General features: G+C 71.6%; 9 protein-coding genes and 1 tRNA gene. 3 read left to right on the forward strand and 7 right to left on the reverse strand.

Going from position 1 to position 10,703, the window contains the following annotated elements; all coding sequences use genetic code 11:
* The 3 genes from ACFVIU_RS02550 to ACFVIU_RS02560 all read right to left on the reverse strand — a co-directional run.
* Positions 1–1,274 (reverse strand): tetratricopeptide repeat protein (locus tag ACFVIU_RS02550; RefSeq protein ID WP_385840099.1); only part of this gene is annotated, 1,274 nt, incomplete at its 3' end.
* A 203-nt stretch (positions 1,275–1,477) separates the two neighbouring features.
* A tRNA-Met gene (locus ACFVIU_RS02555) sits at positions 1,478–1,551 on the reverse strand.
* Positions 1,552–1,592: 41 nt separating this feature from the next.
* Positions 1,593–4,472, reverse strand: a complete 2,880-nt coding sequence (locus tag ACFVIU_RS02560) for a UPF0182 family protein (protein WP_385840324.1) — start codon at positions 4,470–4,472, stop codon at positions 1,593–1,595.
* 164 nt (positions 4,473–4,636) lie between these two features.
* Here ACFVIU_RS02560 and ACFVIU_RS02565 point away from each other — a divergent pair, with 164 nt between their 5' ends.
* The gene (locus ACFVIU_RS02565) at positions 4,637–5,182 is read left to right on the forward strand and encodes a PPA1309 family protein (RefSeq protein ID WP_385840101.1); all 546 of its coding nucleotides are present in this window, start codon (positions 4,637–4,639) and stop codon (positions 5,180–5,182) included.
* A gap of 68 nt (positions 5,183–5,250) precedes the next feature.
* Here ACFVIU_RS02565 and ACFVIU_RS02570 read toward each other — a convergent pair whose 3' ends face one another.
* The 4 genes from ACFVIU_RS02570 to ACFVIU_RS02585 all read right to left on the reverse strand — a co-directional run bounded on the left by ACFVIU_RS02570 (position 5,251) and on the right by ACFVIU_RS02585 (position 8,420).
* The gene (locus ACFVIU_RS02570) at positions 5,251–6,348 is read right to left on the reverse strand and encodes a PDZ domain-containing protein (protein WP_385840102.1); all 1,098 of its coding nucleotides are present in this window, start codon (positions 6,346–6,348) and stop codon (positions 5,251–5,253) included.
* Positions 6,349–6,398: 50 nt separating this feature from the next.
* Positions 6,399–6,572, reverse strand: a complete 174-nt coding sequence (locus ACFVIU_RS02575; RefSeq protein WP_385840103.1) for a hypothetical protein — start codon at positions 6,570–6,572, stop codon at positions 6,399–6,401.
* 135 nt (positions 6,573–6,707) lie between these two features.
* A complete protein-coding gene (locus tag ACFVIU_RS02580; protein ID WP_385840104.1) occupies positions 6,708–7,169 on the reverse strand; it encodes a molybdenum cofactor biosynthesis protein MoaE in 462 nt (153 codons plus the stop codon).
* A gap of 138 nt (positions 7,170–7,307) precedes the next feature.
* Entirely contained in the window at positions 7,308–8,420 is a 1,113-nt protein-coding gene (locus ACFVIU_RS02585; protein WP_385840106.1) for an SDR family oxidoreductase, read from the reverse strand.
* 192 nt (positions 8,421–8,612) lie between these two features.
* Between ACFVIU_RS02585 and ACFVIU_RS02590 the strand changes: the two genes are divergently transcribed.
* Together ACFVIU_RS02590 and ACFVIU_RS02595 are read left to right on the forward strand one after the other, a co-directional pair.
* Entirely contained in the window at positions 8,613–10,061 is a 1,449-nt protein-coding gene (locus ACFVIU_RS02590; protein ID WP_385840107.1) for a zinc-dependent metalloprotease, read from the forward strand.
* Entirely contained in the window at positions 10,058–10,579 is a 522-nt protein-coding gene (locus ACFVIU_RS02595; RefSeq protein ID WP_385840109.1) for an NUDIX hydrolase, read from the forward strand. Before ACFVIU_RS02590 ends, ACFVIU_RS02595 begins: the two co-directional genes overlap by 4 nt.
* The last annotated feature ends 124 nt before the right edge of the window (positions 10,580–10,703 follow it).

A 10,703-nucleotide genomic window follows, 5' to 3' on the forward strand; every position in this document is an offset into this window, starting at 1 on the left:
CGCCCCGACCGGCGCCCCCCCCCCCGCGCCCCCCCCCGCCGGCGCCCCCCCCCCCCCCCCCCCCGCTCGTACCAGCGCAGCGCCATCTCGTCCTCGCCGCGCCCGGCGTACAGAATGCCGAGGTTGAACGCGGCGTCCACGCTCCCGGCCTCGGCGGCCTTGGAGAACCACGGCTCGGCACCGGTCGGGTCGCTGCCCTGGAGCAGCAGGATGGCCAGCGCGTTCGCGGCCTCCCGGTGCCCGGCGTACGCGGCCCGGCGGTACCACTGCTCGGCCTGGGCGGTCCGCCCCTGCTCGGCGCAGAGCAGTCCGAGGTTGTAGGCGCCGTTGTCGTCACCGGCGTCCAGGGCCGCCCGGTACCAGCGTTCGGCGGTCTGGGTCTCGCCGCGCTCGGCGTGCAGCGCGCCGAGCGCGTTGGCCGCGTTGCCGTCGCCCTCCTGGGCGGCGCGCAGCCACCACACGGCCGCGCTCTCGCTGTCCCCGGCGTCGCGCAGGAGGAAGCCGAGCGCGCAGGCGGCCCGTGGTTCGCCGTCCTTGGCGGAGGTCAGATACCAGCGCCCGGCCTCCTTCAGCTCGCCGCGCCGCTCCAGGATGGCGCCGAGGTGCAGCGCGGCCCGCCGGTGGCCGCGCGCGGCGGCCTGCCGGTACCACTGCTCGGCCTCCGCGACAGCGTTGTCACCCCCGGTTCCGTCCTCGTGGCCCGCCTGCCGGTCGAGCGCGCGGGCCAGCCGGTAGGCGGCCTCCCGGTGGCCGCGCTCGGCGGCGGCGCGCATCCAGCGCTCGGCCGCGACGTCCCCGCGGTGGTCCAGCAGATCCGCGAGCGCGTAGGCGCCGAGGACATGGCCTTGCTCGGCGGACTGGCGCAGCCAGTACTCGGCGGCCGGTTCGTCCCCGCGTTCGCGGTGGTAGCGGCCCAGCGCGTGCGCGGCCGGGGCGGAGCCGGCGACGGCGGCGATCCGCCACCAGCCGGCCGCCTCGTCGGCGTAGCCGCGCTGGTGCAGTAGGACCCCCAGGTTGTTGGCGGCGGCCCGGTCACCGGCCGCGGTGGCGGCCCGCAGATGGGTCTCGGCCGCATCGAGGTCCCCGCGGCGCAGCAGCATGGCGCCGAGGACACTGGCCGCCTCGGCGTCACCGCTCTGTGCGGCGAGTCCGAGACGAACCTCCTCGGCGGCTTCCCCCATGTCCCCCAACTCGTCCCGGGCCGGCTCCGCTTCGGAAGGCTGTACAAATCGCCCTGACTCGAACAGAGTTGCCTTGTCCCCCATAACGTCCATCGTCGCACCACCTGCAACCTGGGTACACCCGGTATACCGCAGCCGTGAGGTCACTTCAGCGTTTTGTCGACATGCCCACAGGGAGACAAGTCAAACACGGAGCGGTCAACTCCCCACGGCGGCGCGGCCGCTCCTCCCCTCCGGACATGAGTTCGCACACCACGAAGGCCCGGATCCCTTTGGATCCGGGCCTTCGACTTCAGTAGCGGGGACAGGATTTGAACCTGCGACCTCTGGGTTATGAGCCCAGCGAGCTACCGAGCTGCTCCACCCCGCGCCGTTGCCTGATAACAGTACCACGGCGCGCGGGCGGCTTGATCATCTCCCCTTCCCGGCCTTGGCCTCCGCGTCCTGGGCCCGCTGGAGCGCGTTCTTCAGGTCCTTCTGCGCCTTGGCGTACGCGGTCCAGTCCGGCCCGTCCGGCTGCTTCAGGGCGTCCTGCCCGGCGTCGTACGCCTTCTGCGCGTCCTTCAGGGCCTGCTGGACGGTGGGGTTGGCGGAGGACGGCGGGTTGCCGGTGCCGGTGTCCGGGGGTGTACTGGTCGGGCCCTTCACCCCGAAGACCTTGTCCAGCGCCTCGCCCAGGGTGTCCTCGAAGGCCGTGGTGCCGTTGTAGGTGACCAGCACCTTGCGCAGCAGCGGGTATCTCAGCTCGCCGCCGCGGACGTAGACGGGTTCCGCGTACAGCAGTCCGCCGTCGAGCGGGACCGCGAGCAGATTGCCGTACTCGACCTTCGAGTGCCCGCGGCTGAGCAGGCTGATGGTCTCCGCGATGTCCTGTTGCGAGTTGAACTGGCTCTGCACCTGTTTGGGGCCGTCGACGGTGGTGCTCGTCGGCAGCTTCAGGATGCGGATCTTTCCGTAGTCGCGCGCGCGGGGGTCCGAGTCGACGGCCATGAAGGCGCTCAGGTTGTCGCGGCCGTTCGGGGTGAAGGTCGTCGTCAGCGAGAACGCCTGCCGGTCCTGGTCCGGCATCTTGAGGCTCAGGTAGTACGGCGGCACCGCGCTGCCCGAGTCGTTGGTCGGGTCGTCCGGCACCTGCCACACCTCGCTGCCGGTGAGGAAGGTCTGGGCGTCCGTCACGTGGTAGCGGCTGAGCAGTTCGCGTTGGACCTTGAACAGGTCCTGGGGGTAGCGCAGATGGGCCATGAGGTCCTGGGAGATCGCGCTCCTCGGCTGCACCGTGCCGGGGAAGGCCCGCATCCAGGTCTTCAGCACCGGGTCCTCGGTGTCCCACTGGTAGAGCCTGACCTCACCGGTGTACGCGTCGACCGTCGCCTTCACCGAGTTGCGGATGTAGTTGACCTGGTTCTGCTGGGCCACCACTTCGCGGTTGGTGTTGGTCGCGGTCAGCGAGTCGGCCGTCGTGTCACCGAGGGTCGTACGGGACGAGTACGGGTAGCCGTTCGACGTCGTGTAGGCGTCGACGATCCACTGGATGCGGCCGCCCACGACCGCCGGGTAGGCGTCCCCGTCGATGGTCAGCCAGGGGGCGACCGCCTCGACGCGCTCCTTGGGGGTGCGGTTGTACAGGATGCGCGAGCCCTTGCCGATGGCGCCCGAGTAGAGGATCTGCGGCTCGTTGAAGGCCACCGCGTACGCGGCCCGGTTGAGCGGGTTGTCGAGGTTGACCCCGCTCTTGGCCGTGTAGCTGGTGGTCCGCTCGCCGCCGTCGTCGGCGGAGTAGTCGATCTCCTTCTGCGGACCGCCCACGATCGAGTAGGTGGTGGTCTTCTCGCCGTAGTAGATCCGCTGCTGGTACGTGCCGAGGTCGCCCTTGGACGGCAGGTCGTACTCGGTGAAGACCGGCTGGCCCTGGGAGTCGGCCTCGGTGCCCTTGGCGGCGACCACGCCGTAGCCGTGGGTGTAGCGGAAGTGGTCGTTGATCCAGTTGTTCTTCGGGATGCCGGCCAGGTTCAGCTCACGCAGGCCGAGGACGGTGTCCTGCTCCTTGCCGTCCTTGGTGCGGTACCGGTCGACGTCCAGGTTGGTCGGGAACCCGTAGTAGTTCTTCATCTGCTGAAGCTGCTGGAACGTCGGCGAGACGACGTTCGGGTCCATGATCCGGATGCTCGCCGCGGCGTCCGCGTCGGCGCGCAGCCTGGACTTGTCCGTGGCGGTGGACTTGCCCGCGTACTCGGTGACCTTGGTGTCGTCGATGCCGTACGCCTCGCGGGTCGCCTTGAGGTTCTTCTGGACGTACGGCGCTTCCTTGGCCTGCTCGTTCGGCTGGACCTGGAACTTCTGCACGATCGCCGGGTACAGGCCGCCGATCAGGATCGCCGACAGCACCATCAGGCCGAAGCCGATGACGGGCAGCTGCCAGGTGCGCCGCCACAGGGTCGCGAAGAACAGCAGGGCGCAGATGACGGCGATGCAGAACAGGATCGTCTTGGCCGGCAGATAGGCGTTGGCGTCGACATAGCGCAGGCCGGTCCAGTTGCCGGTCGCCTTGAAGTCGCTGGACTTCACCGCGAGGCCGTACCGGTCGAGCCAGTAGGCGACCGCCTTGAGGGCCACGAAGATGCCGAGCAGCACCGACAGGTGTCCCGTCGCGGCGGCGGTGGCCCGGGTGCCGGGGCTGGTGACGCGCAGCCCGCCGTACAGATAGTGGGTGAGCCCGGCGGCGAGCAGGCACAGGATCGCGGCGGCGAAGCCGAAGCCCAGCAGGAACCGGTACCAGGGCAGGTCGAAGGCGTAGAAGGAGACGTCGAGGTGGAACTGCGGGTCCTTCTGGTGGAAGGGCACGCCGTTGACCCACATCAGCCAGGTCCGCCACTGGCCGGCCGCCGAGGCGCCCGCGATCAGGCCGACGAGCGCGGTGACGGCGAGCAGCAGCCACCTCTTGTACGGCGCGATGCCCATCCGGTAGCGGTCCAGGCTCTGCTGCTCCATGGACATGGCGCTCAGCGGGGGCCGCAGCCGGTGGGCGATCCAGATGTTGAGGCCGACCGCGACCGCCATCAGCAGACCGAAGACGAAGAACAGGCCGATCTTGGTCCACAGGACGGTGGTGAACACGGACGAGTAGTGCACCGACCGGTACCACAGCCAGTCCGTCCAGAAGCCGGCGAACATGGTGAACGCCATGCCGAGGACGGCAAGGACGCCCAGCGTCATGAGCAGGGTCCGGGCGCGCCGGGACGGACGGCTCGCTCTGATCCGTGGCCCCGTCGGGCCTCCGCCGCGGTCCGGCATCTGGAAAGCCAAGGTGTGCACCTCGAGGTTCGCTGTCGATACGTCAGCCCGCCGTGTTCGACGGCCCGCCGTGGCCCCCCGTGATCGCGGGCCTACTCCTATGCAACTTACTCACGCTGTGCTCGGTTCCCGATTCCGGCCGGGAACGAGGCAGGATTGTGACCATGTCCAACACTCCCATGGCGGCGAGCCCGCTCACCCGGGCCGTACTCGAGATCGACGAGTACGCCTCCGGCCTCGGCTGGGACCAGCCCGCCCGCCTCTTCGCCCTCGTCGACACCGCCCGGCTGCGGTCCCAGGAACCCGCGCTCGCGGCTCAGCTCGGCCTCGACGCGGACGAGTCCCAGACCACCGGTTTCACCCCTATCGAGCAGGACGAGATCCCGTCCGGCAAGCCGCTCGACGACTTCCTCGCCACCATCGCCTGGCCCGACGCGGTCATCGGCTGCGCGCTCACGGTGGAGCGGCTGATGCTGCCGCCGTCCGCCGAGGCGCAGGTCCCGCAGAACCTGAGCGAGGCCAAGCTGGCGAAGTGGGTCGCCGAGCACCCCGAGCGCCAGGAGGTCCGGATGACGGTCGCGGTGCTGCGCGACGGCGGCCGTGAGTCGGCGCTGCGGCTGCGCGAGAAGGACTCCCCGACCGAGGTCCTGACCGGCCCCGACCTGGTGCCGGGCCTCGCCGAGGCGCTGGCGGCGACCTTCGCGGACTGACGTCTTCGGGTACGGCGATGGGGGCGCCCGCTGTCTTCAGGGGCGCCCCCAGCCGTGTCCTGCTCCGCTCAGCCCTTGGTGGTGCACCTGGGCAGCGCGGCGGTGTCGCCGGTGCGGATGTCCTTGAGGGCGCCGAGCGCGTCGTCGATGGTCCTGACCTTGACCAGGGTGAGTCCGCTCGGGGTGTCCTTGGCGGCGGCCGCGCAGTTCTCGGCGGGCGTCAGGAAGTACTGGGCGCCCTTGTCGCGCGCGCCGACCGTCTTCATCTCGACACCGCCGATCGGCCCGACCGTGCCGTTGTCGTCGATGGTGCCGGTGCCGGCGACGAACCTGCCGCCGGTGAGGCTGCCCGGGGTGAGCTTGTCGTAGATGCCGAGGGCGAACATCAGACCGGCGCTCGGGCCGCCGACGTCGGCGAGCTTGATGTCGATGGTGAACGGGAAGGTGTGGTCGGTCCCTGCGGAGATCCCGACGATGGCCCGCTTCGCCCCGCTGTCGTCGGAGGCGGCCGTGGTGATGGTGACGTCCCGGGTGGCGGTGGCCGTCTTGTGGGCCTTCTCCGCGGCGGCCTGCTCCTTGGCGGGCACCACGGTGAAGACCACCTTCTGCCCCGGCTTGTGCTTGGTCACCAGCTTGGCGACATCGGAGGGCTGCTTGACCGCGGTGCCGTCCACCGCCTTGATCACGTCACCGGCGTGCAGCCGGCCCTCTGCCGGGGAGCCCTTGACGACGGTGGAGACGATCACCCAGGACTTCACCGGGATGTGCAGCTCCTTCAGGGCGGCGACCTTGGCGCTCTCCTGGGACTGGCTGAACTCCTCGGCGTTCTGCTGGGTGGACTGCTCCTCGGTGGTGCCGTCCGGGTAGAGCGTGTCGTGCGGGACGACCTTGGTGTCGTGCGCCAGCCAGCCGTAGACGGCCTCCACCAGGTTCATCCGGTAGTCCGCGCTGGTCACCCGGACGGTCGTCATGTTCAGATGGCCGTCGGTCGGGTAGGTCTTGTGGTCGGGGAACTGCAGCACCGGCTCGCCGTCGTGGTCCCCGAGCGTGTTCACCGTCGGGCCGGGGGACATCTCCGAGTACGGCACGGGGATGAGCACTCCCGCGCACAGGAGCGCGATCAGCATCAGGGTGGAGGCGAGCAGCGTCGCGGTGCGGCGTGGCATGCCACGACAGTACGGGACGCCTCTGTCAGCGCACCGTCAGGGCACCCCTGTCACACGCGGCGCGCACCGGGGCCGGACTTCTCCATGGCCGCGCGGAAACGGGCGTATCCGTCCAGCTCGGGGCCGTCGCTGCGGGCCTTGCGCGTCCGGTTGGCCCAACTGCCCCACAGTCCGCCGCCGATCCCGGCCAAGAACGGAATCAGCAGCCAGACAAGCGCCCCCATGCCGACCTCCCAATGCCCAGAGCGTCCGCAACTGACTGATCAGCAGATTAACCATCCGCACTGACAACGCTCACGCGCGGGGGGCGGTTACGCAACCGGTGTGTCGCGAGTGGCCGGTGAGCCACTTGGGGAGGGTCAGCAGGCCCCGACCCACTCCTCGGTGCCGTCCGAGAACCGCTGGTGCTTCCAGATCGGCACCTCGTGCTTGAGGTCGTCGATCAGCTTGCGGCAGGCCTCGAAGGCCTCCGCGCGGTGCGGGCACGCCACGGCGACGACCACGGCGAGATCACCCACCTGGAGATCGCCCACCCGGTGGACGGCGGCCAGCGCCCGCACCGGGTAGTCCGCCACGACCTTCTCGGCGATCCGCCGCATCTCGTCCTCGGCGCTGGGATGGCACGAGTACCCGAGCGCGTCCACGTCGGCGCCGCCGTCGTGGTTCCGCACGGTCCCGACGAACAGCGCGATGCCGCCGGCCGCGGCGTCCCCGACGGCCCGGAACACCTCGTCCACGGAGAGGGCGGTCTCCCGGACGCCGATCAGCTTGATGGGTTCCTCGGCCGCCTGCTCACCGGGATGGTCGATCATCTGTGCCATACCCCCATCGTGCCGCACACCCCGGACCGCAGGGAATGCGAGTTTCACCCGTCCCGCGCGCGGGACGCTTTGGATGCTCCTACAGCGGGCGCTGCGGGGAGGGTCCTGCCACGGAGCGCCCCGGCGCCCGAGCGGCGCTCACACGCGCCGGCGGGCCTTGCGGGCGCGGCGGACCACCGCGGCGGCGCCCAGCAGGGCCACCGTCGCGCCCGCGGCGCCCGCGGCCGTGGCGTCCTTGCGGCCCAGCCGCCGGCCGGCCACCGTGTGCCGCCCGGACACCTCCTCCAGCAGCTCCGCGAGCACCTCCTCGTTGGTCCACCGCGGCCGCCACCCGGCGTCGTGCAGCCGGCTCCCGCTGATCACCCACGGGTACATCGTGTACGCCAGGTCTCCCGCCGGGGACGGGGTGAGCCCGATCCGGTGCAGCCGCGCCGCCGCGCCCAGCGCGACCGCCGACGGCAGCTCCATCCGCCGGATCCCGCTCAGCTCCTCGACCTCCTCCTGCTCCAGCCAGCCGTCGCAGCCGACGGCCAGCTCCCCGTCGACCTTCTCCAGTACGGCGTACTCCAGCGCACTGCACAGGTCCTCGACGTGGCAGAACTGCCACGCGGGCCGGGAACCGGCGACGACGAGCAGCCGCGGCGACTCGAAGTACCGGGTCAGCGCGGTGTCCGTCCCGCCGACCAGGACGGCCGGCCGTACGACGGTGACGTTCAGCCCGGGATGCGCGCGCGGCGCGCGGCGCGCCAGCCGCTCGATCTCCAGCAGGTCGCCGACCCCGGTGGCCTCGGCGGTCGCCCGCAGCTCGGCGTCCTCCGACAGGGGCAGCTCGTTGTCCGGCAGCGCGCCGTAGACCATCGCCGAGGTGCACAGCACCACCCGGTGCACGCCGGCCGCCGCCGCGGCCGTCAGCACGGTCTGGGTCCCCCGGACGTTGTAAGCGGTCCGGGCGGCCGGATCGCTGCCGAGGTCCAGGTCGAGGGCCAGGTGCACCACGACATCGGCGCCCCGCAGCTTGTCCGCGATCGCGGGGTCGCGGACGTCCAGGATGTGCCACTGCGCGCCGGCGCACTCCCCGCGCCGCTCGTCGATCGCCACGACCTGTTTGATCTCCTCCGAGGCGGCGAGCCGCTCGGTGAGCAGGGCGCCGACCCCGGTGGCTGCGCCGGTGACCGCGACGACGGGCCCGCGCACGGCGGGAGAGGTTGAGAGGTTTCGCGCTGCGCGAACCTGCGGATCTGGGGAACTCACCGGGCGTCTCCGTCGGTTGTCTTCCATACGAGCGCGAGTGACGCGTACGTACCAGGTGCATCCATCCTGCCGCAGGCCTTCCGCGGGCGAAGCACCGAGGCCCGATCGGCCCCAGGTGTCTACGCTGGGTGGTGTTGTCGGGCAGCCGCGCCGCCGGAGAGAGACCGGTGGCCTTACCAGCCGAGGAATCCCGTGAGTGACACCCCATTCGGTTTCGGCCTTCCGCCGGAGGAGCCGGAGGACGGCGACGAGGGCAAGAAGAAGGACCAGCAGAGCGGTGGTGGTCAGGGACCGGCCAACCCGTTCGGTTTCGGGACGCCCGGAGCCGGCGGCTTTGGCGGCCCCGGCGCCGACAACCCGCTCGCCGCGATGTTCGGCTCGCTGAACCCCACCGACCTGGGCGCCGCCTTCCAGCAGCTGGGCCAGATGCTCTCCTACGAGGGCGGCCCGGTGAACTGGGACATGGCCAAGCAGATCGCCCGCCAGACGGTCGCCCAGGGCACCCAGGACGGCACCAAGGACTCCAGCGTGGGTCCGGCCGAGCGCAGGGCGGTCGAGGAGGCCGTCCGCCTGGCCGACCTGTGGCTGGACGACGCGACGTCCCTGCCGTCCGGCTCCGCCTCGGCGGTGGCCTGGTCCCGCGCGGAGTGGGTCGAGGCGACCCTGCCGGCCTGGCAGGAGCTGGTCGACCCGGTCGCCGAGCGGGTCGGCGCGGCCATGGGCGACGTCCTGCCGGAGGAGATGCAGGCCATGGCGGGCCCGCTGATCGGCATGATGCGCTCGATGGGCGGCGCCATGTTCGGCACCCAGATCGGGCAGGCCGTGGGCGTGCTCGCGGGCGAGGTCGTCGGCTCCACCGACATCGGCCTGCCGCTGGGCCCGGCCGGCAAGGCCGCGCTGCTCCCGGTCAACGTGGAGACCTTCGGCAAGGACCTCGGCGTCCCGCAGGACGAGGTCAGGCTCTACCTGGCCCTGCGTGAGGCCGCCCACCAGCGGCTCTTCGCGCATGTGCCGTGGCTGCGCTCGCACCTGTTCGGCGCGGTCGACGGCTACGCGCGCGGGATCAAGGTCGACACCGCCAAGCTGGAGGACGTGGTCGGCCAGTTCGACCCGCAGAACCCCGAGCAGCTCCAGGACGCACTCCAGCAGGGCATGTTCCAGCCGGAGGACACCCCCGAGCAGAAGGCGGCCCTGGCCCGTCTGGAGACCGCTCTGGCGCTCGTCGAGGGCTGGGTGGACGCGGTGGTCCACACGGCCGCCAAGCCGCGCCTGTCGTCCGCGGACGCCCTGCGGGAGACCCTGCGCCGGCGCCGCGCCTCGGGCGGCCCCGCGGAGCAGACGTTCGCCACGCTGATCGGCCTGGAGCTGCGCCCGCGCCGGCTGCGGGACGCCTCCCGTCTGTGGGCGTCGCTCACGGACGCGCGCGGGGTGGACGGCCGGGACGGTCTGTGGGCCCACCCGGACATGCTGCCGACGGCGACCGACCTGGACGACCCGGACGGCTTCGTCCACCGCGAGCAGCTGGACTTCTCCGAGCTGGACCGGATGCTCGGCGAGGCGGCCGGCAAGCCCGACCTGCACAAGAAGGACACGGACCGGGACACCGGCAAGGACGCGGACAAGGGCGACGACACCGAGTGAGCCTGTACGACGACACGGTCCGCGTGCTCAAGGAGTACGCGGACCAGGACGAGCTGCGCCAGGCCTACCTGGACCATCTGGCGGCCCACCCGGACGGCGTGTGGAAGGCCTGTGAGGCCGGCCATGTGACGGCGAGCGCCCTGGTGATCGACCCGGAGTCCGGCCGGGTGCTGCTGACGCTGCACCGGAAGCTGCGGATGTGGCTCCAGATGGGCGGCCACTGCGAGCCGGAAGACGCGTCCCTGGCGGCGGCGGCCCTGCGCGAGGCCACCGAGGAGTCCGGCATCCCCGGGCTGACGCTGCTGCCCGGCGGCCCGGTCCGGCTGGACCGGCATCCGATCCCGGCGCCGTGCCACTGGCACTTCGACGTCCAGTACGCCGCGCTGGCCCCGCGCGGCGCCGCGCACGCGATCAGCGACGAGTCGCTGGACCTGCGCTGGTTCGGCTACGACGAGGTGCCGGACGTGGCGGACGCGTCGGTCGTGGCGCTGCTGAAGGCCACCCGCGCCCGGCTGTGAGCGGGTGAGAAACAGGTGAGGGGGGGGGGGGGCCCCCGCCGCGCCGCCCCCCCGGCCCCCCCCGCCCGCGCCCCCCGGGGCCGCGTCTGGGCGGGGGGGGCCGCCCCCGCCGGGACACCGAGCC

This window comes from Streptomyces sp. NPDC127190 (genome assembly GCF_042672505.1).
GTDB lineage: Bacteria > Actinomycetota > Actinomycetes > Streptomycetales > Streptomycetaceae > Streptomyces.

Bases quoted from the DNA above. Each gene is read 5' to 3' on its own strand.
- ACFVIU_RS02560 (WP_385840324.1), bottom strand. From the start codon at position 4,472: ATGCCGGACCGCGGCGGAGGCCCGACGGGGCCACGGATCAGAGCGAGC.
- ACFVIU_RS02565 (WP_385840101.1), top strand. From the start codon at position 4,637: ATGTCCAACACTCCCATGGCGGCGAGCCCGCTCACCCGGGCCGTACTC.
- ACFVIU_RS02570 (WP_385840102.1), bottom strand. From the start codon at position 6,348: ATGCCACGCCGCACCGCGACGCTGCTCGCCTCCACCCTGATGCTGATC.
- ACFVIU_RS02575 (WP_385840103.1), bottom strand. From the start codon at position 6,572: ATGGGGGCGCTTGTCTGGCTGCTGATTCCGTTCTTGGCCGGGATCGGC.
- ACFVIU_RS02580 (WP_385840104.1), bottom strand. From the start codon at position 7,169: ATGGCACAGATGATCGACCATCCCGGTGAGCAGGCGGCCGAGGAACCC.